The 23,189-nt window shown below is 72.0% G+C and carries 27 protein-coding genes and 1 pseudogene; 16 read left to right on the top strand and 12 right to left on the bottom strand.

The features are described from left to right. Positions 1-21: 21 nt before the first annotated feature. Entirely contained in the window at positions 22-999 is a 978-nt protein-coding gene (locus ACIQK6_RS23365) for a hypothetical protein (protein WP_329099207.1), read from the bottom strand. Positions 1,000-1,086: 87 nt separating this feature from the next. On the opposite strand from ACIQK6_RS23365, the gene dapE reads away from it, so the two are divergent. Both dapE and ACIQK6_RS23355 read left to right on the top strand, forming a co-directional pair. Continuing rightward, positions 1,087-2,166, top strand: a complete 1,080-nt coding sequence (gene dapE, locus ACIQK6_RS23360; protein ID WP_329099205.1) for a succinyl-diaminopimelate desuccinylase — start codon at positions 1,087-1,089, stop codon at positions 2,164-2,166. Positions 2,167-2,230: 64 nt separating this feature from the next. Beyond that, a complete protein-coding gene (locus ACIQK6_RS23355; RefSeq protein ID WP_329099204.1) occupies positions 2,231-2,998 on the top strand; it encodes a TIGR00730 family Rossman fold protein in 768 nt (255 codons plus the stop codon). Between the two features lie 43 nt (positions 2,999-3,041). Here ACIQK6_RS23355 and folP read toward each other — a convergent pair whose 3' ends face one another. Continuing rightward, positions 3,042-3,902 (bottom strand): dihydropteroate synthase, encoded by an 861-nt coding sequence (gene folP, locus ACIQK6_RS23350; RefSeq protein ID WP_329099203.1) that lies wholly within the window; start codon positions 3,900-3,902, stop codon positions 3,042-3,044. A 76-nt stretch (positions 3,903-3,978) separates the two neighbouring features. Here folP and ACIQK6_RS23345 point away from each other — a divergent pair, with 76 nt between their 5' ends. Beyond that, positions 3,979-4,332 (top strand): DivIVA domain-containing protein, encoded by a 354-nt coding sequence (locus ACIQK6_RS23345; protein ID WP_329099202.1) that lies wholly within the window; start codon positions 3,979-3,981, stop codon positions 4,330-4,332. After that, positions 4,329-4,907, top strand: a complete 579-nt coding sequence (locus ACIQK6_RS23340) for a DNA-3-methyladenine glycosylase I (protein WP_329099201.1) — start codon at positions 4,329-4,331, stop codon at positions 4,905-4,907. The genes ACIQK6_RS23345 and ACIQK6_RS23340 overlap by 4 nt, the downstream gene beginning before the upstream one ends. Before the next feature lie 35 nt (positions 4,908-4,942). Here the strand turns inward: ACIQK6_RS23340 and ACIQK6_RS23335 are convergent, their stop codons facing one another. Then, complete coding sequence (locus ACIQK6_RS23335; protein ID WP_329099200.1) at positions 4,943-5,746, bottom strand: enoyl-CoA hydratase-related protein; 804 nt, start codon at positions 5,744-5,746, stop codon at positions 4,943-4,945. Positions 5,747-6,079: 333 nt separating this feature from the next. On the opposite strand from ACIQK6_RS23335, the gene ACIQK6_RS23330 reads away from it, so the two are divergent. Together ACIQK6_RS23330 and ACIQK6_RS23325 are read left to right on the top strand one after the other, a co-directional pair. Further along, positions 6,080-6,247 (top strand): DUF3117 domain-containing protein, encoded by a 168-nt coding sequence (locus ACIQK6_RS23330; protein ID WP_003966491.1) that lies wholly within the window; start codon positions 6,080-6,082, stop codon positions 6,245-6,247. A 130-nt stretch (positions 6,248-6,377) separates the two neighbouring features. Beyond that, positions 6,378-6,995 carry a phosphatase PAP2 family protein gene (locus ACIQK6_RS23325; protein ID WP_329099199.1) on the top strand — a complete coding sequence of 206 codons (618 nt, stop codon included), beginning with the start codon at positions 6,378-6,380 and terminating at the stop codon, positions 6,993-6,995. Positions 6,996-7,063: 68 nt separating this feature from the next. Here the strand turns inward: ACIQK6_RS23325 and ACIQK6_RS23320 are convergent, their stop codons facing one another. Further along, positions 7,064-7,726 carry a class I SAM-dependent methyltransferase gene (locus ACIQK6_RS23320; protein WP_329099198.1) on the bottom strand — a complete coding sequence of 221 codons (663 nt, stop codon included), beginning with the start codon at positions 7,724-7,726 and terminating at the stop codon, positions 7,064-7,066. 178 nt (positions 7,727-7,904) lie between these two features. Between ACIQK6_RS23320 and sigE the strand changes: the two genes are divergently transcribed. The 5 genes from sigE (at position 7,905) to ACIQK6_RS23295 (ending at position 12,252) form a co-directional block, all read left to right on the top strand. Then, positions 7,905-8,684 (top strand): RNA polymerase sigma factor SigE, encoded by a 780-nt coding sequence (gene sigE, locus ACIQK6_RS23315; protein WP_199810289.1) that lies wholly within the window; start codon positions 7,905-7,907, stop codon positions 8,682-8,684. Then, positions 8,681-9,364 carry a zf-HC2 domain-containing protein gene (locus ACIQK6_RS23310; protein ID WP_329099197.1) on the top strand — a complete coding sequence of 228 codons (684 nt, stop codon included), beginning with the start codon at positions 8,681-8,683 and terminating at the stop codon, positions 9,362-9,364. Before sigE ends, ACIQK6_RS23310 begins: the two co-directional genes overlap by 4 nt. 54 nt (positions 9,365-9,418) lie before the next feature. Beyond that, the gene (locus ACIQK6_RS23305; protein WP_402695368.1) at positions 9,419-10,807 is read left to right on the top strand and encodes a S1C family serine protease; all 1,389 of its coding nucleotides are present in this window, start codon (positions 9,419-9,421) and stop codon (positions 10,805-10,807) included. Positions 10,808-10,925: 118 nt separating this feature from the next. Then, positions 10,926-11,381 carry a sec-independent translocase gene (locus tag ACIQK6_RS23300; RefSeq protein ID WP_329099194.1) on the top strand — a complete coding sequence of 152 codons (456 nt, stop codon included), beginning with the start codon at positions 10,926-10,928 and terminating at the stop codon, positions 11,379-11,381. Between the two features lie 139 nt (positions 11,382-11,520). Beyond that, the gene (locus ACIQK6_RS23295) at positions 11,521-12,252 is read left to right on the top strand and encodes a hypothetical protein (protein ID WP_329099192.1); all 732 of its coding nucleotides are present in this window, start codon (positions 11,521-11,523) and stop codon (positions 12,250-12,252) included. Between the two features lie 74 nt (positions 12,253-12,326). Here the strand turns inward: ACIQK6_RS23295 and ACIQK6_RS23290 are convergent, their stop codons facing one another. The 3 genes from ACIQK6_RS23290 to ACIQK6_RS23280 all read right to left on the bottom strand — a co-directional run bounded on the left by ACIQK6_RS23290 (position 12,327) and on the right by ACIQK6_RS23280 (position 15,483). Then, positions 12,327-13,487, bottom strand: a complete 1,161-nt coding sequence (locus ACIQK6_RS23290) for an Mrp/NBP35 family ATP-binding protein (RefSeq protein ID WP_402695367.1) — start codon at positions 13,485-13,487, stop codon at positions 12,327-12,329. A 42-nt stretch (positions 13,488-13,529) separates the two neighbouring features. Then, entirely contained in the window at positions 13,530-14,105 is a 576-nt protein-coding gene (locus ACIQK6_RS23285; RefSeq protein ID WP_402695471.1) for a DUF1003 domain-containing protein, read from the bottom strand. A 106-nt stretch (positions 14,106-14,211) separates the two neighbouring features. Then, positions 14,212-15,483 carry a magnesium transporter MgtE N-terminal domain-containing protein gene (locus tag ACIQK6_RS23280; RefSeq protein ID WP_030764689.1) on the bottom strand — a complete coding sequence of 424 codons (1,272 nt, stop codon included), beginning with the start codon at positions 15,481-15,483 and terminating at the stop codon, positions 14,212-14,214. 163 nt (positions 15,484-15,646) lie between these two features. On the opposite strand from ACIQK6_RS23280, the gene ACIQK6_RS23275 reads away from it, so the two are divergent. Continuing rightward, entirely contained in the window at positions 15,647-16,462 is an 816-nt protein-coding gene (locus ACIQK6_RS23275; RefSeq protein WP_329099190.1) for a hypothetical protein, read from the top strand. Between the two features lie 103 nt (positions 16,463-16,565). Here ACIQK6_RS23275 and ACIQK6_RS23270 read toward each other — a convergent pair whose 3' ends face one another. Further along, positions 16,566-17,081, bottom strand: coding sequence for a hypothetical protein (locus ACIQK6_RS23270; RefSeq protein WP_329099189.1), 516 nt, complete (start codon positions 17,079-17,081; stop codon positions 16,566-16,568). Positions 17,082-17,154: 73 nt separating this feature from the next. Beyond that, positions 17,155-18,270, bottom strand: a complete 1,116-nt coding sequence (locus ACIQK6_RS23265; RefSeq protein ID WP_402695366.1) for a magnesium and cobalt transport protein CorA — start codon at positions 18,268-18,270, stop codon at positions 17,155-17,157. A gap of 394 nt (positions 18,271-18,664) precedes the next feature. On the opposite strand from ACIQK6_RS23265, the gene ACIQK6_RS23260 reads away from it, so the two are divergent. The 4 genes from ACIQK6_RS23260 (at position 18,665) to ACIQK6_RS23245 (ending at position 21,568) form a co-directional block, all read left to right on the top strand. Then, positions 18,665-19,249 carry a suppressor of fused domain protein gene (locus ACIQK6_RS23260; protein WP_329099188.1) on the top strand — a complete coding sequence of 195 codons (585 nt, stop codon included), beginning with the start codon at positions 18,665-18,667 and terminating at the stop codon, positions 19,247-19,249. Positions 19,250-19,309: 60 nt separating this feature from the next. Then, a complete protein-coding gene (locus ACIQK6_RS23255; protein WP_327383410.1) occupies positions 19,310-19,954 on the top strand; it encodes a DUF6758 family protein in 645 nt (214 codons plus the stop codon). 69 nt (positions 19,955-20,023) lie between these two features. After that, positions 20,024-20,887: a PHP domain-containing protein gene (locus ACIQK6_RS23250; RefSeq protein ID WP_329099186.1), complete on the top strand. Its 864-nt coding sequence runs from the start codon at positions 20,024-20,026 to the stop codon at positions 20,885-20,887. Between the two features lie 75 nt (positions 20,888-20,962). Beyond that, the gene (locus ACIQK6_RS23245; protein ID WP_327383408.1) at positions 20,963-21,568 is read left to right on the top strand and encodes a MarC family protein; all 606 of its coding nucleotides are present in this window, start codon (positions 20,963-20,965) and stop codon (positions 21,566-21,568) included. 102 nt (positions 21,569-21,670) lie between these two features. On the opposite strand, the gene ACIQK6_RS23240 is transcribed toward ACIQK6_RS23245, so the two are convergent. The 3 genes and pseudogenes from ACIQK6_RS23240 to ACIQK6_RS23230 form a co-directional block, all read right to left on the bottom strand. Next, complete coding sequence (locus ACIQK6_RS23240) at positions 21,671-21,823, bottom strand: hypothetical protein (RefSeq protein WP_266604630.1); 153 nt, start codon at positions 21,821-21,823, stop codon at positions 21,671-21,673. Positions 21,824-21,919: 96 nt separating this feature from the next. Then, positions 21,920-22,777, bottom strand: a complete 858-nt coding sequence (locus ACIQK6_RS23235; protein WP_329099183.1) for an alpha/beta hydrolase — start codon at positions 22,775-22,777, stop codon at positions 21,920-21,922. Positions 22,778-22,884: 107 nt separating this feature from the next. Continuing rightward, a pseudogene (locus tag ACIQK6_RS23230) lies at positions 22,885-23,189 on the bottom strand (DEAD/DEAH box helicase); the annotation flags it as partial.

Below are 23,189 nucleotides of genomic sequence, written 5' to 3'. Positions count from 1 at the left end.
GGTGCCCCGCACCGAAGCGGATCAGCGGGCCATGAAGATCCGCACCTCGCCCGGACCCGCGTAGTGGGGGTCCTTGGCGCCGTCCTTCGTCCCCGTGCCGGTCTTCTCCTGCCACCGTCCGCGGTCCTTGCCCGCGATCCAGCCGTGCCGGCCGTACGACACCCGGGAGATGCCCATCGCCTTCGAGTTGGCCACCGCCCAGTGGGCCATCGCCCGGCTGCGGCGCGTCGCGTCCTCGCCGCCGTTCTTCTTCTCCGTCAGGGTGACCTCGGCCTCCGGGGCGACCTGCCCGCCGCCGGTGTTCCGCCCGGCCTGGCCGCCCTGCGGGGACATGGTGTGCATCCCGTCCTTGCCGAAGATCCGGGTCAGGTCGGCCCGTACCTTCTCCGGGTCGCCCGGCCCGGTGGGTGCGGGCCCGCCGCAGTTCAGGGTGCCCCCGCCGGCGAAGGCCGCCGTCAGCACGGTCGCGTCGGGCTCGTGCTTCGCGTACGCCTGCGGGAACCCGCTGCGCTGCACCTTCTGCGCGGCCACCGTCAGCGGCAGGCGCGAGTACCCCGGCACGTCGACGAGGTGGTCGTAGAAGATCCCGGCCGAGTACACCGGGTCCGTGATCTGCGCCGGACTTCCCCAGCCCATCGACGGCCGCTGCTGGAAGAGGCCGAGCGAGTCCCGGTCGCCGTGATCGAGATTGCGCAGCGCGGACTCCTGCATGGCGGTCGCCAGCGCGATGGTCACCGCCCGGTCCGGCAGGCCCTTGGCGACGCCGACGGCGGCTATCGTCGCCGCGTTCGCCGCTTGCTCCGGCGACATTTCGTACGTTTCAGAGGTTTCGTCCGCCCCGACCGGATCCGCGCTCGCCACGCAGAACGGGGCACCGCCACCACCGTTCGAATCGTGCTGCACGGCGAAGTACCCGATCACCGCGAGGAGAACGAGCAGGCCGACGGCCGCCCGGACCAGCCGGCGGCGACGAGGACGGGGTTCACGGGTCTCGGACACGCGGCCCACCGTACTTGAGGCGTATGACGCGTCCACCGGCCGGACGAGGGACGCTTCGCCACACCCCGGGGCGTTAGGGTCAGTTCCATGTCCGAATCCGAGCTGGACCTCACCCTGGACGCCGCCGAGCTGACCGCCCGGCTCGTCGACATCCCTTCCGTGAGCGGCGACGAGAAGGTACTCGCCGACCTCGTGGAACACGCGTTGCGCGGCCTGGCGCACCTCACCGTGGACCGCTTCGGCAACAACGTCGTCGCCCGCACGGACCTCGGCCGCGCCGAGCGCGTCGTACTGGCCGGCCACCTCGACACCGTGCCGATCGCCGACAACGTCCCCTCCCGCCTCGACGAGAACGACGTGCTGTGGGGCTGCGGCACCACCGACATGAAGTCCGGTGTCGCCGTGCAGCTGCGCATCGCCGCGACCGTGCCCGAGCCGAACCGGGACCTCACCTTCGTCTTCTACGACCAGGAAGAGGTCGCCGCCGACCTCAACGGCCTCGGCAAGGTCGCCGCGGCCCACCCCGACTGGCTGACGGGCGACTTCGCGGTCCTGCTGGAGCCCTCGAACGCCGAGGTCGAGGGCGGCTGCCAGGGCACCCTGCGCGTCCTGCTCCGCACCGCCGGCGAGCGCGCGCACTCCGCCCGCAGCTGGATGGGTTCCAACGCCATCCACGCGGCGGGCCCGATCCTCGCCCGACTCGCGGCCTACGAGCCCCGCAAGCCGGTCATCGACGGCCTGGAGTACCACGAGGGCCTCAACGCGGTCCGCATCGAGGGCGGCGTCGCCAACAACGTCATCCCCGACGCGTGCACGGTGACCGTCAACTTCCGCTACGCCCCGGACCGCACCGAGGCCGACGCACTGGCCCACGTGCGGGAGGTCTTCGCGGACTGCGACATTGCCGAGTTCGTGGTCGACGACTCCTCGCCCGGCGCCCTCCCCGGCCTCTCCCACCCGGCCGCCGAGGCCTTCATGGAGGCGGTCGGCGGCCGAGCGATGCCCAAGTTCGGCTGGACGGACGTCTCCCGCTTCAGCGCCCTCGGGGTCCCGGCGGTCAACTACGGCCCGGGCGACGCCCTGCTGGCGCACAAGGTCGACGAACGCGTCGAGACGAAGGCGATCCTGCACTGCGAGGAACGACTCCGCGCCTGGCTGACCTCCTGAATTCCGCTTCTCGTCACCTTTGTGCGCCTACCCTGATCCAACGATCAGCAGGAGGGAGCACAGCATGGGCAACCACGGCAGTCCCGAGGGTTCCGCTCGTCGTCGGCCCGAGGAGCAGCAGCTCGGGCCGGTGCTGAGGAGGCGGAGCCAGGTGCAGGCGGGCAGTACGACGGACCAGCGGCTGCTGGACTCGGCCGGGCCCTCCGAGTGGGTGCACACCGATCCCTGGCGGGTCCTGCGCATCCAGTCGGAGTTCATCGAGGGCTTCGGCACGCTCGCCGAGCTGCCGCCCGCGATCAGCGTGTTCGGATCGGCCCGTACGCCGGAGGGCTCGCCCGAGTACGACGCGGGCGTGCGGATCGGCAGCGCGCTGGTCGAGGCCGGCTTCGCGGTGATCACCGGCGGTGGTCCGGGAGCCATGGAGGCCGCCAACAAGGGCGCCCGCGAGGCGAACGGCGTCTCGGTCGGCCTCGGCATCGAGCTCCCCTTCGAGCAGGGGCTCAACCAGCACGTCGATCTCGGCCTGAACTTCCGGTACTTCTTCGTCCGCAAGACGATGTTCGTGAAGTACAGCCAGGGCTTCGTCGTCCTGCCGGGCGGCCTGGGCACGCTGGACGAGCTGTTCGAGGCGCTGACCCTGGTCCAGACACAGAAGATCACCCGCTTCCCGATCGTGCTGTTCGGCACGGAGTACTGGAAGGGTCTGATCGACTGGCTGCGGGGCACCGTCATCGCCCAGGGCAAGGCCTCGGAGAAGGACCTCTACCTGTTCCACGTCACCGACGACGTGGACGAGGCGATCGCACTGGTGACGAAGGAAGTCGGCAAGTAGCCCCCCGGGCCCGGGCCGGTCCGGCCCGGGCCCGTACCGGGCCTCAGGCGAGGCCGCGGCGGGCGACGGCCGGCGGGCGGTGGCCCTGGATGGAGCGGACCATGTCCAAGATCTGCCGGGTCTCCGCGACCTCGTGGACGCGGTAGACCTGTGCGCCCAGCCAGGCCGAGACGGCCGTCGTGGCCAAGGTGCCCAGCAGGCGTTCCTTGACCGGCTTGTCGAGGGTCTCGCCGACGAAGTCCTTGTTGGACAGGGAGACCAGGACCGGCCAGCCCGTCGCCGTCATCTCGTCCAACCGGCGCGTGGCCTCCAGCGAGTGCCGGGTGTTCTTCCCGAAGTCGTGTCCCGGGTCGATCATGATCGCGTCCCGGCGGACGCCCAGCGCCGCCGCCCGCTCCGCCAGCCCGACCGTCACGCGCAGCACGTCCTCCATGACGTCCTCGTACGCGATCCGGTGCGGCCGGGTGCGCGGCTGCACACCGCCGGCGTGGGTGCAGACCAGGCCCGCGCCGTAGCGCGCGGCGACCTCCGCGAGCTTGGGGTCCACCCCGCCCCAGGCGTCGTTGAGGACATCGGCCCCGGCCTCGCACACGGCCTCGCCGACCTCGTGCCGCCAGGTGTCCACGCTGATCACCACGTCCGGGTGGCGGCGCCGGACCTCGGCCACGAAGCCGACCGTGCGCCGTGCCTCCTCGGCCGCGTCCACGTGCTCGCCCGGGCCCGCCTTGACCCCGCCGATGTCGATGATCGCGGCGCCCTCGGCGATCGCGTAGTCGACCCGGTCCAGCGCCGGCTCGTCGCGGAACGTCGCGCCCTGGTCGTAGAAGGAGTCCGGCGTCCGGTTCACGATGGCCATGATCACCGGCTCGTGGGTGTCGAACTCGCGCCTGCCCAGTCGCAGCATCCTGCTCTTTCCTCCTTCGGCGGCCCTCGCGCCTCGCCTGCGACCTTAACCTGGTGGCCGGAGTCTCTCAGGGGAGTTGATCGTGTTCTTCTTCTTGATGATCGCGCTGGTCGTGGTCGTGGCAGCGGTCACCCTGGCGGTGATCGGCGGCGGCTCGGAGGCCGTCCTGCCGGAAGCGGAGCCGGACCGGGTCGCGGACGGGCTGCCGGAGACCCGGCCCGTCGTACGGGCCGACATCGACGCGCTGCGGCTGCCGGTCGCCCCGCGCGGATACCGGATGGCCGAGGTGGACGACGTACTGGAGCGGCTCGCGGCCGAACTGGCCGAGCGGGACGCGCGGATCGCGCAGCTGACGGCCGCGGCGGCGCCCGCCGCGGCCCCGTCGGACGCGCCCGGACCCGTCGACCTCAACAAGGGCGGCGAGCGGTGAGCGGTTCGGTGGCGGGTGCGGACGGGCTGCTGCGCTGCCCGTGGGGGCTGTCCACACCGGACTACGTCGACTACCACGACACCGAGTGGGGCCGTGCGGTGCACGGCGATGACGCCCTCTACGAGCGGCTGTGCCTGGAGGCGTTCCAGTCGGGGCTGTCCTGGATCACGATCCTGCGGCGCCGCGAGGGGTTCCGCAAGGCGTTCGCGGACTTCTCGATCGCGGCGGTCGCGGAGTTCGACGACCGTGACGCGGAGCGGCTGCTGAACGACGAGGGGATCATCCGCAACCGGGCCAAGATCGAGGCGACCCTGGCCAACGCGAAGGTCCTCGCCGGGTGGGAGCCGGGCGAGTTGGACACCCTGATCTGGTCCCACGCCCCCGAGGAGCCGGGACCGGCCCCGCTGACGGTCACCGAGGTCCCGGCGGTCACACCGGAGTCCACAGCCCTCGCCAAGGCCCTGAAGAAGGCCGGCATCCGCTTCGTCGGCCCCACGACGGCCTACGCCCTGATGCAGGCCTGCGGGCTGGTCAACGACCACCTGGCCGACTGCGTCTCCCGCGACCCGGCCTGAGTCCGGTCCGGCCCGGCCGGATCGCGGGAGGGGCCTCAGCGGCCCAGGTACTTCGGCGGCTGCTTCGCGAGGAAGGCCTGGACGGCGATGGCGTGGTCCTCGGAGGCCCCCGCACGGGTCTGGAGGGCGTCCTCGTGGGTCAGGGCCTCGGCGAGCGTGTGGGAGGCCCCGTAGGCCAGGGACTCCTTCAGCGCCGCGTACGCGACCGTCGGACCGGCGGCCAGCGTGCGGGCCACCGCCTCCGCCTCGGAGCGCAGGGAGTCCGCGGGAACGAGGCGGTTGACGATGCCGAGCTCGTACGCCTCCTGGGCCTTGATCGAACGCGGGAACAGCAGCAGGTCCGAGGCGCGGGAGGCGCCGATCAGGCGGGGGAGGGTCCAGGAGACCCCGGAGTCGGCGGTCAGTGCCACCCCGGCGAACGAGGTGTTGAAGGAGGCGGTGTCGGAGACGACCCGGAAGTCCGCCGCCAGCGCGAAGCCGAAGCCCGCCCCGGCCGCGACGCCGTTCACGCCGGCCACCACGGGCTTCGGCATCTCGGTGAGCGCCCGCACGATGGGGTTGTAGTGGTCGGCCACCGTGGTCATGGTCAGCGAGGTGCCGGTCTCGCGGTCCGAGGCGAGGTTCCCGATGTGCTCCTTGAGGTCCTGGCCCACGCAGAAGGCCCGGTCACCCGCCGCGGTGAGCAGCACGGCCCGTACGGCGGTGTCGGCGGCCGCCGCCCGGACCGCGTCGCGCAGGGCGACCTTGGCCTCGGTGTTCATCGCGTTCATCGCGTCCGGACGGTTGATCGTGATGGTCGCGAGTCCGTCGGTCACTTCGTAGAGCACGCTGTCGGCCATGGCAGGGGGTCCCCCTTCGTCGCGGGCTTGGCTACCGGTCGGTACTGTCCGGTGCAAAGGTCAGCATGGCGGACCGGACGTGGCGCGCACATGTGATGTGCGTCAAAGAAAGCCGATGCCGCTTCCCGGGTGCGGCGGCGAAGTATCGCAGGCGGATCCCCGAAATGAGTGGTTTTGGTCGAGCGCGTTGCCCAAGCGTTCCCTTGCGATGTTGGTCATCGGGTCCTGACATGCGGGATAATGGCTGGGAAGCAATGTGTTCGATGCCGGGTATTAGGCGCCTGAACGGGGCCGTCGGCTGACGATGAGCTGGTTTCAGGAAGGGGAACGAGCATGGCGGCCATGAAGCCGCGGACGGGCGACGGCCCGCTCGAGGTCACCAAGGAGGGGCGGGGCATCGTCATGCGCGTACCGCTCGAGGGCGGCGGTCGGCTAGTCGTCGAGCTGACCCCTGATGAGGCGGACGCCCTGGGTGACGCCCTGAAGAAGGTCGTCGGCTGACCCCACGGGGACACCGGCAGCACTTCCACCTTCTGCTTTTCCGCATTCTCTGCACTGCCCCGACCGCGATCCCGCGGCCGGGGCAGTGTTGTGTCGTCATCCCTGGACCCGAGCCTTCCGGAGCCGCGCCGTGACCTTCGCCCCGCCCGCACCGCCCGCCTTCGCCGACTGCACGCCCCGCCAGAAGGCCGCCCGCGTCCTCTCCGACGTGCTGGCCCCGGCCCATCTGGTGGTCGCGCTGCTCCTGTTCGTCGGATGGCACGGCAGCACGGCGTGGACCGGGCTCGGCTGGGGTCTGCTCGCCGCCTGCTTCTGCGGGGTGGTCCCGATCGGGATCATCGCCCTCGGCGTCCGCCGGGGCGCGCTGACCGACCAGCACATCCGGGTGCGGCGCCAGCGGCTCGTCCCGATGGCCCTGAGCCTGGTCTCCGTCGTCGCCGGGGTCACCCTCCTGCACCTGCTGGGCGCCCCCCGGCAGGTGTTCGCGCTCGTCGTCGCGATGCTGGTGGGCCTCGTGTCCTCGCTGCTGGTCACGGTGGTCTGGCAGATATCGATCCACATGTCGGTGGCCGGCGGCACCGTGATGATCCTGCTGCTCGTCCTCGGCCCCCGGGCGCTCCCCGCGGTGCTGGTCGCCGCCGCCGTCGCCTGGTCGCGACTGGTGCTGAAGGCGCACACCCCGGTGCAGCTCCTCGCCGGTACGGCGCTGGGCGGTACGGCGGCCCTCACCTTCGCGCTCCTCGGCTGAACCCGCGGGGCCGATGTCCCGCGGGCCGGCAGTCCTTGCTCGTGCGCGCCGAGGGCGGACCCGGTGGCTCAGCGGCGCACGGCGCACAGCAGCCCGTCGCCCACCGGGAGCAGGGCGGCCTCCAGCGCGGGGCTCTCGCGGACGCTGCGCAGCAGCTCGCGGACGCGCAGCACCTCCACCGCCTGGGCCGTGGAGTCGACCGTGCGGCCGTCGGAGAAGACCCCCTCGAAGCACACCAACCCTCCGGGGCGCAGCAGCCGCAACGATTCGGCGAGGTAGTCGAGGGACTCGGAGGGGTCCCCGTCGCAGAAGACGAGGTCGTATCCGCCGTCGGCGAGCCGCGGGAGCACGTCGAGGGCGCGGCCGGGGATGAAGCGGGCCCGGTTGCCGGCGAAGCCGGCGGCGCGGAAGGCCTGGCGGGCGAAAGCCTGCCGGTCCGCTTCGGGATCCACCGTGGTCAGCACCCCGTCGGGGCGCATGCCGTGCAGCAGGTGGATGCCGGAGACGCCGGTTCCGGTGCCGATCTCGGCGACCGCCTTGGCGTCCGCGGTGGCGGCCAGCAGGCGCAGCGTGGCCCCGGTGCCGGGAGAGACGGAGCGCAGGCCCGCTTCCCTGGACCGGTCGCGGGCCCATCGCAGAGCGTCGTCCTCGGCGACAAACGCGTCGGCGAACGCCCAGCTCGTCTGCCGGTTGCCGGTAATGACCCTCTCCTGTCCCCATAGTTGGCGCAACGGTGACTGTATCCGTTGACGTCGGGAACCCGCAGATGGGACCGGGCGTTGTGAGGGGTGGAGGCGGGATAAGAAGGGACGGTGCCGGGCAGATCGACGGCCGGGGCCGCTCCCACGCTTAAGTCTCGCGTAAAGATACTGCAAAAACACTTATCCGGAGCTGACAGAGGGGGTGGCTATGGTAGGGACTCCACTGGACACCACCAGAGCCGATAGGGGAGGTGCGGCTGCGCCTGTGGATCGTGGAGGCGTACTGAGACGCCTCTTCTGGTCGGCGGGTGAGCCGAAATCCGTGACCTACATTGCTGACCGCTTCCACACCGCCGACGCCGCGACCACCGCGACCTTTGCCGCCGATGCGGGCTCCCAGGCGTGGACCCCTCCTTCATGGGAGGAGATCGTCAGCACGCACAGCGCGCGGGTCTACCGCCTTGCCTACCGTCTGACGGGTAACCAGCACGACGCCGAGGACCTGACGCAGGAAGTCTTCGTCCGGGTCTTCCGCTCGCTGTCCACGTACACCCCCGGCACCTTCGAGGGCTGGCTGCACCGCATCACGACCAACCTGTTCCTGGACATGGTGCGCCGCAAGCAGCGGATCCGCTTCGACGCGCTCGGCGACGACGCCGCCGACCGGCTGCCCAGCCGTGAGCCGTCCCCGCAGCAGGTCCTGCACGACACCCACTTCGACGCGGACGTGCAGCAGGCACTGGACACCCTCGCCCCCGAGTTTCGCGCGGCCGTGGTGCTGTGCGACATCGAGGGCCTGTCGTACGAGGAGATCGCCGCGACGCTCGGCGTGAAGCTCGGCACCGTGCGCAGCCGGATCCACCGGGGCCGTTCGCACCTGCGCAAGGCACTCAAGCACCGGTCCCCGCAGGCCCGTGCCGAGCAGCGCGCACTGGCGGGAGTGGCGATGGGCGCCCCCGGCGCCGGGGGAGAGGGCGGAGCCGAGTGAGCGAAGTCAGTCCGTCACCCGCCGAACAGCACCTGGGCGACCGGCTAGCCGCCCTGGTGGACGGGGAGCTGAAACATGACGTGCGCGATCGGGTCCTGGCCCACCTGGCGACCTGTGCCCGGTGCAAGGCCGAGGCCGATGCCCAGCGACGTCTGAAGACCATGTTCGTGGAGAGCGCGCCGCCGCCGCTGTCAGCGGGGCTGCTGGCACGGCTGCAGGGGCTGCCGGGCGGCGGCCTCGACGATCCGGCGGGGCCCGTGGGCCCCGCCGGTCCCGGCCGTTCCGGCGACCCCTCTGGTCCCGCGGGGGCCGACCCCTTCGACACGTTCGCGTACGGGCTGCCGGTCGCCGCCCGGCCGCGGCCCCAGGAGGGCTTCCACATCCACGAGGTGGGCCGTCCGCGCCGCAGGTTCGCCTTCGTCGCCGCCGGGGCCGTTTCGCTGGCCGCGCTCGCGCTCGGCGGTGCCCTGCCGTTGGAGGTGGACCCGAACCTGCGGGGTGATACCCCGGCCCCGGCCTCCCGGCCCGGGCCCGCCCTGCCCGTGGCCGATCCGGGGGCCCGTGACCGCCTGCCCACGCCCGAGGCCGTCCCGACCCTCCTGTCGGCCGTGGCGACCCCGCTGCCGCCGCTCCAGCCCTCCCCGCCGTACCCGGCACGACCGGTCTCCCTGCTGCGCTGACGCGGGACCTGGTTGAATCTGCGGCACAAGCGCATAGGTACGCGGGGAGCGCCCATGGCCGACAGGCAGCAGACCGACCCGGCTCCACAGTGGTGGAGCCGGCCCGAAGGGACGGCCGAGGCCGGTCGGGGCAACGGGGTTCCCGCCCCGCGGCCCGACACCGGGGGCGAGAGCCACGTACAGGACGCGGCCCAGGACGTGCCGGCCCGGGACGTGTCCGCCCAAGACGTGCCCGCCCCGGGCGTGTCGGACCCGGCCCCGGACGTGGCGGCTGCTGTCCCCGCGGTGCGGTACGACCCCTGGGGGGCCGAGCCGTTGCAGGTCGTGGACCGGGGCCGGACGCCGCGCGGGATCGGGCTGTGGCAGGTGGTGGCCCTCAGCCTCGGAACGGCCCTGCTCGCCGGCGGGACGGGCGGCTATCTCGGCGTGCTCGCCGAGCGGCAGAGCAGCACCCGGCTGGAGCTCCCCCAGGCCGCCGGCGCCGCCGACCGGGGCCGGGCCCCCGAGAGCGTGGCCGGGATCGCGGCCACCGCACTGCCCGGCGTGGTGACCCTGCACGTGCGGGGTACGAAGGGCAGCGGGACGGGCACCGGCTTCGTGCTCGACCAGCAGGGACACATCCTCACCAACAGCCACGTGGTGGCCGACTCCCAGGAGATAACGGTCACCTTCAGCACCGGCGAGAGCGTCACCGCCCAGCTGGTCGGCCGCGACTCCGGCTACGACCTGGCCGTGGTCAAGGTCAACGGGGTGCGCGGGCTCCATCCGTTGAGCCTGGGGAACTCCGAGAACGTGCAGGTCGGCGACCCGGTGGTGGCCATCGGTGCGCCCTTCGACCTGTCGAACACCGTCACCGCCGGCATCATCAGCGCGACCGGCCGGCCCGTCACCGCGGGCGGCGACAAGGGCGACGGCAGCGACATCAGCTACGTCGACGCACTGCAGACCGACGCCCCCATCAACCCGGGGAACTCCGGCGGCCCGCTCCTTGACGCGAAGGCCCACGTGGTCGGCATCAACAGCGCGATCCGCAGGGCCGACAAGGAGGATCCCACCCGGCAGGGCGGCTCCATCGGGCTCGGCTTCGCCATCCCCGTCAACCAGGGCAAGCGCGTCGCCGAGGAGCTCATCCGCACCGGCCGTGCCACGCACCCGGTCATCGGGGTGACCCTCGACATGGACTACGCGGGTGACGGGGCCCGGGTCGGGGACAAGGGCGAGGACGGCAAGCCGTCCGTCGTCGCCGACGGGCCGGGCGCGCGCGCCGGGATCCGGGCCGGGGACGTGATCACCAAGGTGGACGGCCAGCGGGTCCGCGGCGGCGACGAGCTGATCATCAAGATCCGGGCCCACCGCCCGGGCGACCCGCTGACCCTCACCGTGCTCCGCGGCGGCCGCGAAAGCACACTGAAAGTGGTCCTCGGGTCGGCGAACGGCTCATGAGCACGAGGTGACGGCGGGGTGAAACCGCCGCGGAAGCGGCATGCAGGTATGGGTGCGTGGACAACGACGGGTACCGTGTGTCGGGGCCCGAAGTGATAGAGAGCCGAGGAGCGGCAAGGTGTTCAACGACATAGGCGCACTCGAACTCGTCACGATCGTGGTGCTCGGCATCCTCGTCTTCGGACCGGACAAGCTGCCCAAGGTCATTCAGGACGTCACGGGCTTCATCCGGAAGGTCCGGGCGTTCTCGGACAGCGCCAAGCAGGACATCCGCTCCGAACTCGGCCCGGACTTCAAGGACTTCGAGTTCGAGGACCTGAACCCGAAAACCTTCATCCGCAAGCAGCTGACGGAGAACGAGGACCTCAAGGAGATCCGCACCAGCTTCGATCTCCGCAAGGAGCTCAGCGACGTCTCCGACGCGGTGAAGAGCTCGGAGGCGGGCGCCGCCCCGACCTCCTCGGCCACGCCCGCCGGCTCCGCCACGCCCGCCGTGACCGGCCCGGACCTGCTGAAGAAGCCCGCCGCCCCGGCCCCGGACGAGCGCTCGCGCTTCGACGCCGACGCCACCTGACGCGCGGCCTTCCCGGCGAACCGCGGTCGGATGGCTATCCTCCATCTGTCCGGATCGCAGGACGCCCGAGGGAGGGGGTCCCCCCAGCACAGCGAGGGGGAGGGCCGTTCCGGACCCCACGGAACGAGAGGCCGCCCAGATGGAGACGACGAGCAGCAGCCGGGTAGGGGCGCAGACCGCGGAGGCCCCCGCCGCCGCAGGCGCACCCGCCCAGGAGCCGGATACCGGCCCGCACAGCGATACACAGCCACAGGAGGCCGCCGCGCCCGTACCGGCGGCCCGCCGGACGGCCGAGGGCTTCCTGGCGGCCGACTTCCCCTGGTACGGGCTGGACGGGGCCTTCATCGGCCCCCGCTGGCTCATGCAGGTCGCCGTGGCCACCGACGGCACGGTGGAGCATGGATCCACCGGTCACGGCGACGAGCCCTCCGCCCGGGGCGAGCTCGCCACCGGTGAGAAGGAGCGCTTCGCCGTGGTGATCACCGTGGCGAGCAACCCGCTGCGCCGCACCGGCGACGGCACCGGCGTCCTGGAGGCCACCTCGGTCGCCTCGGCGGCCTGGCTGGCCGGCTCCGGGCTGCTGGCGTACAGCTGGCCCGGGCAGATGGACCACTCGCTGCGCGACGACTGGCTGGACCAGCAGACCGAGGCGGCGTGGGAGCTGGCGGACGACCTGGCCGGTGAGGACTGGTCCACGCTGTCGCTGCCGGTGGACGGGGAACCGACGCCGTTCCACTACCGCGAGTCGGAGTTCGGGTGGGTGCTGGCCGGCTCCACGGGGAGCGGCGTCCACCTGGGTGCGTACGGCCGCGGGATGAGCGCGTACGGACTCGGCTTCTCCGCGATCGCGGACCTCGGCTCGTACCAGTAGCCGGCGGGCGACGGGTCACGGCACGGCGAAGGGCGCCGCTCGGCGAGCGGCGCCCTTCCCCGTGGTACGGACGATCAGAACTTGTTGCGCGGGGTGATGCCCAGGGACATGCCCGACAGGCCGCGCGCACGGCCGCCCAGCTTGCCCGCGATCGCGCGCAGGGCCGCGCCGGCCGGGGAGTCCGGGTCGGACAGGACGACGGGCTTGCCCTCGTCGCCGCCCTCGCGCAGCCGGACGTCGATCGGGATCGAGCCCAGCACCGGCACCGTCGCACCGACCGTCTTGGTCAGGCCGTCGGCGACCTTCTGGCCGCCGCCCGAGCCGAAGACGTCCACCATCTCGTCGCAGTGCGGGCACGGCAGGCCCGACATGTTCTCGACCACGCCGACGATCTTCTGGTGGGTCTGCACGGCGATGGAGCCGGCCCGCTCGGCGACCTCGGCCGCGGCCTGCTGGGGGGTGGTGACGACGAGGATCTCCGCGTTCGGCACCAGCTGGGCCACGGAGATCGCGATGTCACCCGTACCCGGCGGCAGGTCCAGCAGCAGCACGTCCAGGTCACCCCAGAACACGTCGGCCAGGAACTGCTGGAGCGCGCGGTGCAGCATGGGCCCGCGCCACACCACCGGGGCGTTGCCCGGGGTGAACATGCCGATGGAGATGACCTTCACGCCGTTCGCCGACGGCGGCATGATCATGTTTTCGACCTGGGTCGGACGGCCGTCCACGCCCAGCATGCGCGGCACGCTGTGGCCGTAGATGTCCGCGTCGACCACGCCGACCTTCAGGCCGTCCGCCGCCATCGCCGCGGCCAGGTTCACCGTGACGGAGGACTTGCCGACACCGCCCTTGCCGGACGCGACCGCGTACACCCGGGTCAGCGAGCCCGGCTTGGCGAAGGGCACCTCGCGCTCGGCGGTGCCGCCGCGCAGCGTGGCCGCCAGGTCCTTGCGCTGCTCGTCGCTCATCACGTCGAGGGAGACGGCGACGGAGGTGACGCCCGCGACTTTCTCGACGGCCTCGGTGACGTTCTTCGTGATGGTCTCGCGCATGGGACAGCCCGACACCGTGAGGTAGACCGTGACGGCGACCTGGCCGCCCTCACCGATCTCCACCGATTTGACCATGCCGAGCTCGGTGATCGGCCGGTGGATCTCGGGGTCGTTCACCGTCGCCAGTGCGTCCAGGATCGCGTCCTGCTCAGGCACGGCGGCGGAGCTTGTGTCGGTAGCCATGCCCCGATGGTACGGCTCGGTAGCAGGCCGCAGGAAAGCCCGTCAGCGGTCGCCTTCATCACGTTCGGCGGGGAATAGACGCCGCTCGTCCATCTCCTTGATCAGGTCCTGGAACTCCGACCTGATCCAGTCGCGGGTGGCGACCTCGCCCAGGCCCATGCGCAGGGCGGCGATCTCCCGGGTCAGGTACTCGGTGTCGGCGATGGACCGCTCGTTCTGCTTGCGGTCCTGCTCGTGGGTGACCCGGTCGCGGTCGTCCTGCCGGTTCTGCGCGAGCAGGATCAGCGGAGCCGCGTAGGAGGCCTGGAGCGACAGCATCAGCGTCAGGAAGATGAACGGGTACGGGTCGAACCGCAGGTCGTCCGGCGCGAAGATGTTCCACAGCACCCAGACGATGATGACCAGGGTCATCCAGACGATGAACCGGCCGGTGCCCAGGAACCGCGCCACCCGTTCCGACAGCCGCCCGAAGGCCTCCGGGTCGTACTCGGGCAGCAGCGACCGGCGCGGCGCGCGCGGCAGGTCCAGACGCACCCGCGAGCGCGTCAGCGCGCTCGACCCGGTCCCCGAGGACTTCCCCGAACGTTCGCCGGAACGTTCCGTCGCGTCCGCCGCCAGCCCGTGCTCGCGCGCCTGCGTCCGCGCCTGCTCGCGCCGCTCCCGGATCTGCTCGCGGCGCCGCTCGCGCGCCTGCTCGCCCCGCCCCCGTTCGAAGCGTCCTCGTTCAGCGGCCACCGACGGCCTCCTCGGAATGGAAGTCCGTCTCCCGCCAGTCGTCTGGCAGCAGGTGGTCCAGCACGTCGTCCACGGTCACCGCGCCCAGCAGCGAGCCGCTCTCGTCGACCACCGGCACCGCCACCATGTTGTAGGCGGCGAGGTGCGTGGTCACCGCGGGCAGCGAGGCGTTCGGTCGCAGCGGCGGCAGGTCCGTGTCCACGATCGAGCTGACCAGCGTGAACGGAGGGTCCCGCAGCAGCCGCTGGAAGTGCACCGTGCCCAGGTACTTGCCCGTCGGCGTCTCGTCCGGCGGCCGGCACACGTACACCTGCGCCGCCAGTGCCGGCGACAGGTCCGCCTGCCGTACGCGGGCCAGCGCGTCCGCGACCGTCGCGTCCGGACGCAGCACGATCGGCTCGGTGGTCATCAGACCGCCCGCGGTGTTCTCCTCGTAGGACAGCAGGCGGCGCACGTCGGCCGCGTCGTCCGGCTGCATCAGCGTCAGCAGCCGCTCCTTGTCGTCCTCCGGCAGCTCCGAGAGCAGGTCGGCCGCGTCGTCCGGATCCATCGCCTCCAGGACGTCGGCGGCGCGCTCCTCCTTCAGCTTGCCGAGGATCTCCACCTGCTCGTCCTCGGGCAGCTCCTCCAGCACGTCCGCGAGCCGGTCGTCGTCGAGGGCGTTGGCCACCTCGGCGCGTCGCTTGGGCGTCAGGTGGTGCAGCACGTTCGCCACGTCGGCCGGGCGCATCTGCTCGAAGGTGGCGACCAGGTTCTCGGCGCCCTGCCCGTGCTCCTCCAGCGAGAAGCCCGTCACCGCCGACCACTCCACCGTCAGGGCCTCGCCGCGCCGGCGCAGCGCCCCCGACTTGCCCTTCCGTACGAAGATCCGGTCGATCTCCCAGTCCCGGCGGGCCGGCAGCTGCTGGATGGCCACGTCCAGGACGGTGACCTCCTCGCCGCTCGCGACCAGCGTCACCCGCCGGTCCAGCAGCTCGCCCAGGACCAGGCGTTCGGTCGGGCGCTGCTCGAACCGCCGCATGTTGATCACACCGGTGGTGATGACCTGGCCGGACTCCACACCGGTGACCCGGGTCATCGGCAGGAAGATCCGCCGCCGGCTGACGACCTCGACCACCAGGCCCAGCAGCCGCGGCGGCCGCCCGCCGACCCGGAGCATCGCCACGAGGTCGCGGACCCGGCCGACCTGGTCGCCGTTGGGATCGAAGACGGGCACACCCGACAGATGCGAGACGAAGATCCGCGGGGCGCCTGCAGCCATCCGAGCGCCTCCTAGTGCGTCGATCAAGAGTCGTGCCGCCCCTCAGGCTAGCCCGTGCCGCCCGAAAGCGTCCTGGTGGGGCGGTCCGGCCGGGGGCGGGCGAACACCGGGGCGCGGTCGTGGGGCGCGAGGTACGGGCGGGTACGCTGCCTGCTGCTCGCAGATGACCGACGAGAGGCACCCGCCCGTGACCGCCTACTTCCCTGCCGCGCGGCTGCGCCGGGCCGCCTTCATCGGTGTGCTGTGCGCCGGCCTCGCCGTCACCGGTACGGGCTGCGGGGAGGACCCCGACGAGGGCACGAACGGCGTCGGCAAACTGTCCGCCGACAAGATCGAGGCGAAGGCGAAGGCGGCCGCGACGGAGGCCGACGCGGTGCACCTGTCCGGCACGCTGGTGAGCGGCGGCAAGTCCTTCACCCTCGACATGCGGCTGAAGGCGGACGGCGGCTCCGGCGAGGTGAAGTCCAACGAGGACACCTTCCAGCTGCTGCGCGTGGGCGAGCAGCTGTACCTGAAGGCGAGCGCGGCGTTCTGGGGCCAGTCCGACTCGGCCGGCAAGCTCGGCGACAAGTTCGTGAAGGTGCCCGAGGGCGACCCCTCGTACAAGCAGTTCCGCGGCTTCACCGACATGGACGTGCTGCTGGACGGGCTGCTCGGGCTGGAGGGCAAGCTCGCCAAGGGCTCGTACACCAAGGTCGGGCACACCCGCGCGGTCCAGGTCACGGCGAACGAGGGCAAGGGCGGCAAGCTGTCGGTCTCGCTGGAGGGCACCCCGTACCCGTTGATGATGGAGCGGGCGGGCGGCGCCGGGCGGCTGGAACTCGCCGAGTGGGGCAAGACGTTCCCGCTGGAGGCACCCGCGCAGGACCAGACGGTCGACTACGGGTCCCAGCTGCCGACGACCAAGGACCAGGGCGGCGCACCCGCCCCGGCCCCCTCCAAGGGCTCCGGCCAGGGCGCGAACCCGACGAAGCCGTAACGTTCCACGGGTCGGCGGATCCGGCGGCGGCCGCGGGAACGGCACCCGGCGCCTTGGGGGAGCGCCCCGGCACGCACCCGTCCCCGTACCTCCTGCGACGGGGTCAGCCCCGGGCGGCCTTCTTGCGCTTCAGCAGCAGCTTCGGCAGGCCCGCCGGGACGGCCCGGCGGGTGGTCGCCGGGGACGGCAGCGGTACCGCGACGAGCGAGCCGTCCGGGAGCTGCGACCGGACCGATTCCGGCTCCAGCCGCAGCAGCCGGCACTGCCGTGCCCACCGCTCGGTCATGTCCTCGGAGTCGGGCGCGTTCAGCCGCTTGCCCTTGAGCTCGGCGACCGCCGCCGCCCACTCCTCGCCGCGGGGCGCCAGTTCCCGCACCGTAGCCGTCCAGGCCACCAGTCGGCCGCCCTTGTCCTTGCTCCGTACGGTCACCTCGGCACTCGCGCCGTCCGCCAGCCCCGGGAACGGCTGCTCGCCCGGCCCGTCGCCCAGTACATGGGCCGCGCCGTCCACCCAGGCGTGCCACAGGGCGCGATCGGCCCCGTCGCCGCGCACCCAGATCAGGCCGGACTTCTTGGTGGCCTCCTCGACGAGGGCCAGGTCGAGCGTGCTGAGAGTCATGCCGACAGAGTAGGTGGTCGGCCCCCGCTCGCGAGCGGGCGTCCCGGCCCGCGGGACCCGGGGCGGGCCCGGTTCAGAGCCAGCCGTTGCGGCGCAGCGCGCGGTGGATGGTGAAGCAGGAGGCGACGATCGCGACCATCACCATCGGATAGCCGTACCGCCAATGGAGTTCCGGCATGTGATCGAAGTTCATCCCGTACACGCCGCAGATCATCGTCGGCACGGCGATGATCGCCGCCCAGGAGGTGATCTTGCGCATGTCCTCGTTCTGGGCGACCGTCGCCTGCGCGAGATTGGCCTGCAGGATCGAGTTCAGCAGCTCGTCGAAGCCCACCACCTGCTCGTGCACCCGCGCCAGGTGGTCGGCGACGTCGCGGAAGTACTTCTGGATGTCCGGGTCCACCAGCCGCATCGGCCGCTCGCTCAGCAGCTCCATCGGACGCAGCAGCGGCGAGACCGCCCGCTTGAACTCCAGCACCTCGCGCTTGAGCTGGTAGATGCGGCCCGCGTCGCCGCCGCGCGCACTGCCCTTGGCGGGGGCGGCGAAGACCTCGCTCTCCACCTCGTCGATGTCGTCCTGCACCGCCGCCGCGACCGCGATGTAGCCGTCGACCACGTGGTCGGCGATGGAGTGCAGGACCGACGAGGGGCCCTTGGCGAGCAGGTCCGGGTCGTCCTGGAGGCGGTGGCGCAGCCCCTTGAGGGAGCCCTGCCCGCCGTGCCGGACGGTGATGACGAAGTCGGGGCCGGTGAAGCACATCACCTCGCCGGTCTCCACCACCTCGCTGGTGGCGGTCAGTTCGGCGTGGTCGATGTAGTGGATCGTCTTGAAGACGGTGAAAAGGGTGTCGTCGTAGCGCTCCAGCTTCGGCCGCTGGTGCGCGTGCACGGCGTCCTCCACGGCCAGCGGGTGCAGCCCGAAGGTCGCGGCGATCCCCGCGAACTCGGCCTCCGTCGGCTCGTGCAGGCCGATCCAGGCGAACCCGCCGTCCTCGCGGACCCGGCGCATCGCCTCACGGGGCGTCAGACACGCCGGACCCAGCATCCGCCTCCCGTCGCGGTACACGGCGCAGTCCACCACCGCGCTGCTCGCCGACGGGTCGCGGGTGGTGTCGTAGCCGGGCTGTACGGGGTTGGCCCTGCGCAGGGCCGGGCGAACGGCCGCACGCAGGTAGGGCAGCATCGACATGGCAGGCTCCTTCTCGCGCACGGCTGCGGACCGTACGGGTGGGAGGCCCTCCTCCGCAGGCGGGCGGGCAGGCCCGGGCAGGGGAGGGAACAGGACGGGAGGACAAACGTTCTGCCGTCGCTCTTCTACTGATCAGCGGATCAGACGGATCGAGCAGATCAAAGGGGGCGGGATGCGCCCGTCACAGAAGTGGAAGAGCGATTGGTACTGCACGATCGACTTCGGTCCACCGCAGCCCCACCTCCTCCGGCCGGTCCCCCGTGAGGGACGTCCTGTTGCCGGGGCGCTGAAACACCGCTTCTGCGTGCGGCCCCGAACAGCTGTCAACACTATCAGCCGACGGATGGTCAAGACCCGCCCTTTACCCGCCTGATACGAGTTCTATGCTCGCTTCATGGCAGAAATTCTGGCTCTCGTGGAGGCCCGGCTGCGCACGGCGCTCGGTGAACCCGACGCACGCGCCGCCGTCACCTTCCTGGGCACCGACCGCATCGAGGTACTCCGTTTCACCGAGGGCGACCTCGTGCGGTACGCGACCCTCGGGATGTCCGCGCACCCGATGACCGATCCGACCGCCGTGGTCGCCGACCCCGTACGGGGCCCGCGCGCCGAGCTCGTACTGACCGTACGGGCGGGCCTTGCGGCCACCGACAAACTCCTGCGACCGCTCGCGGTGCTGGCCGCGTCCCCCCAGGTCGAGGGGCTGATCGTGGCGCCGGGGGCCTCGCTCGACGTGGGCGAACCGCTGTGGGACGGGGCCCCCTTCAGTTCCGTCCTCGTGGCGGAACCGGGCGGTCTGGTCGAGGACCTGGAGCTCGACGAGCCCATGGACCCGGTCCACTTCCTCCCCTTGCTGCCGATGACGGCGAACGAGGCCGCCTGGAAGCGCGTGCACGGAGCGCCCGCCCTCCAGGAACGCTGGCTCGCGCGCGGGACGGACCTGCGGGACCCTTTGCGTAGCGCCGTCGCACTCGACTGAGGGCCCGGACGGGTGAGCGTGCCTTGACTGGGGGCCGGGCGGGGAGGAGCGTGGCTTCTTATGAGGGGTGAACCAAGTTGCCCGAAGTGCGGTGGCCGGGTCAGGGCGCCCGGACTCTTCTCCGACTCCTGGCAGTGCACGGTGCACGGCGCCGTCCACCCCCTGCAACCCGTCATCCCGCCGAGCGTCGAAGGCCTGAGCGTGGTGGTGCACCGGGCGCGGGTGCCGGTGTGGATGCCGTGGCCGCTGCCGGTGGGGTGGCTGTTCACCGGGGTGGCGTCCGCCGGTGACGACCGGGGCGGTGGCCGGGCGACGGCGGTGGCCTGTTCCGGCCCCGGCCCACTGGGCGGGATCGGTGAGCTCTTGCTGATCGCGGAGGAGCTGGGCGTGGGCCTCGGTGCGCGGTACGCGGGCATCGACGGCGTCGACCCCGGGTCGGCCATCAACGTATCGGCGCCGCCCCACGCCAAGGTGGTCGCGGCCGGCCGCCCGACACCGCTGTGGCACGTGGGCGGCGGCCCCGACGACCGGGCGGTCTTCGCCGGCGAGGCGCGCGGCCTGTGGCTCTGGGCGATCGTCTGGCCGGAGCAGTCCGGCCTGCTGATGTACGACGAGCTCGTCCTCACCGACCTGCGCGACGCGGGAGCCGAGGTCGAGCTCGTTCCGTGCGGGGCCCTGAGCCCCCGCATCCTGGGCCCTGCCTGAGGCCGAGGGGGGTCAGCGGCCCGGTTATCCTGGGGTGTCCCCCGTACGTACGACCCATGGAGTCAGGCTGTGCGCATCGACCTGCACGCCCACTCCACGGCCTCCGACGGTACGGACACTCCCGCCGAGCTGGTGCGCAATGCGGCCGGCGCAGGGCTGGACGTGGTGGCGCTGACCGACCACGACACCGTGCGCGGATACGGCGAGGCCCTCGCGGCCCTGCCCGCCGGACTGACGCTGGTGACCGGGGCCGAGCTGTCCTGCCGGCTCGACGGGGTCGGCGTGCACATGCTCGCGTACCTCTTCGACCCCGAGGAACCCGAGCTGGCCCGGGAGCGGGAGCTCGTCCGCGACGACCGCACCCCGCGCGCCCGCACCATGATCGGCAAGCTCCAGGACCTCGGCGTCGACGTCACTTGGGAGCAGGTGGCCAGGATCGCCGGTGACGGCTCGGTCGGGCGGCCGCACATCGCCACCGCCCTCGTCGAGCTGGGCGTCGTCCCCACCGTCTCGGACGCCTTCACGCCCGAGTGGCTCGCCGACGGCGGCCGCGCGTACGCCGAGAAGCACGAGCTCGATCCGTTCGAGGCCGTGCGCCTGGTCAAGGCGGCCGGCGGGGTCACCGTCCTCGCGCACCCCGCCGCCGTCAAGCGCGGCCGGTGCCTCTCGGAGTCCGCGATGGCCGAGCTGGCGAGCGCGGGCCTGGACGGCATCGAGGTGGACCACATGGACCACGACGCCGACACCCGCGCGCGGCTGCGCGGCCTGGCGGGCGACCTCGGCCTGCTGACCACGGGCTCCAGCGACTACCACGGCAGCCGCAAGACCTGTCGCCTCGGGGAGTACACGACCGACCCCGAGATCTACGGCGAGATCACGCGCCGTGCGACGGGGGCCTTCCCGGTGCCGGGCGCCGGCGGACGCGAGCGCTGACCGGCCGGATCCGGCCCGCTCCACCCGTCCCACACTTCTTCTTCGCGACACCCCTCTCTTCTGCAAGGCATCACTGTGTTTGATTTCGCCGTCTTCGGATCCCTTTTTCTCACCCTTTTTGTGATCATGGACCCTCCGGGGATCACGCCGATCTTCCTGGCCCTCACCTCCGGCCGCCCCGTCAAGGTGCAGCGCCGCATGGCCTGGCAGGCCGTATGCGTGGCCTTCGGTGTCATCGCGGTCTTCGGCATCTGCGGCCAGCAGATCCTGGACTACCTGCACGTCTCCGTTCCGGCGCTGATGATCGCCGGTGGTCTGCTGCTCCTGCTCATCGCGCTGGACCTGCTCACCGGCAAGAACGACGAGCCCAAGCAGACCAAGGACGTGAACGTGGCCCTGGTCCCGCTGGGCATGCCGCTGCTGGCCGGGCCCGGCGCGATCGTGTCCGTGATCCTGGCCGTCCAGAAGGTCGACGGCGCCGCCGGACAGGTCTCGGTCTGGGCCGCGATCGTGGCCATGCACGTCGTGCTGTGGATCACCATGCGCTACTCGCTGGTGATCATCCGGGTCATCAAGGACGGCGGCGTCGTCCTCGTCACCCGACTCGCCGGCATGATGCTCTCGGCGATCGCCGTCCAGCAGATCATCAACGGCGTGCTCCAGGTGGTCAGTGGGGCCTGAGGTCCCGCCCGCCCCGCCCCGTAGCTGCCGCACGCGGCCGCTCAAGCGAACGCCCCCGCACCGGGACCGGTGCGGGGGCGTGAACGTTCTTCATGCGATGCGTCAGCAGGACGCACTCTCGGCCGGTCGGATCAGGATGCGCTGGCCGACGGCTGCGGCCTGCTGCACGATCCGGTTGACGGAGGCCGCGTCGACGACGGTGCGGTCCACGGCGGATCCGTCGACGTCGTCCAGGCGCAGAATCTCGAAGCGCACGGGCTTCTCCCTTCGTCAGTGTTTCTCCTTGCACTGGTCCAACGAAGTGTAGGCCGCAATCATTCCCTACGCTAAGGAAATTTTTTCACTAGCTAACTACGCGCCGGCGCAGGAGTCCCAGAACGCGGCCAGCTCGCGCGCCGTCGTGGCCGGGTCCTCGGCGTTCGGGGAGTGGTCCGTCCCGGGCACGACCACCCGCCGCGCGGCCAGGCGCCGGGCCGTCTCGTCCAGCAGCGGCACCGGCCAGGCCTGGTCCACGGCCCCGGACAGAACCAGCTTCGGGAGGTCGACGCGGCTCAGCTCCGCCACCCGGTCCGGCTCGGAGATCAGCGTCCGGCCGGTGACGATCAGCTGCTCGGGGACGGTCGCCAGCCACCGCTCGCGCAGGAAGTGCGCGAGCTCGGGGGAGTCCGCGGCCGCGTCCTCGGGATCGTGGGCCCGCATCGCCGCCCAGATCCCGGGCATGTCGTCGCCCATCGCCTCCAACGCGGCGACCAGCAGCTTCGTCCGGGCCTGCTGCTCCTCGGAGATCGCGGCCGGCCCGCTGCTCATCAGGGTGAGGGAGGCGAAGGGCGAGGGGTCGCGGAGCACGGCGGCGCGGGAGACCAGACCGCCGAGCGAGTGGCCGACCAGGTGCACGCGGTCCGCGCCCAGTGCGCGGACCTGCGCGAGCACGTCCCGCGCCAGCTCCTCCTGGGCGTACGGGGCCTCCTCGCGCGGGCCCGGGGTCTCGTACTGGCCGCGGCCGTCCACGGCGACGACCCGGTACCCGGCGGCCGCCAGCGGCTCCAGGAGGCCGATGAAGTCCTCCTTGCTGCCCGTGAAGCCGGGGACCAGCAGGGCGGTGCCGTGCACGGGCTCACCGGCTTCGTGCACGGCGAAGGAGCCGCGGTCGGTGGTGAGGGGGTACGCGCGGGCGGCGGCGGGCAGGGTCAGGCGCGGCGGCTTGCTCATGGCCCGAGGTTACCGGCCCGTACGGATTCCCGGCAGGCCCGGGCAAGCCGATGGCCCCGGCCCCCTCGGAAGGGGAACGGGGCCATCGGCGGGGTACTGCGCGAGGCTCAGGCCTCCGGCGCGGCCGCGACCTTGCGGGTGCGGGTCCGCTTCGGCTTGGCCGGAGCTTCCTCGGCCACGGCGGCCTCGGTGGCGACCGGAGCGGCCTCCGCGACCTTGCGGGTGCGGGTGCGCTTCGGCTTGGCCGGGGCCTCCTCGGCCACGGCGGCCTCGGTGGCGACCGGAGCGGCCTCCGCGACCTTGCGGGTGCGGGTGCGCTTCGGCTTGGCCGGAGCTTCCTCGGCCACGGCGGCCTCGGTGGCGACCGGAGCGGCCTCCGCGACCTTGCGGGTGCGGGTGCGCTTCGGCTTGG

Origin of the sequence: Streptomyces sp. NPDC091682, from assembly GCF_044756625.1 — a bacterium.
Classification (GTDB): domain Bacteria; phylum Actinomycetota; class Actinomycetes; order Streptomycetales; family Streptomycetaceae; genus Streptomyces.
The sequence above is the reverse complement of the archived record's forward strand: the minus strand, read 5'-3'. Positions and strand labels throughout refer to the sequence as shown.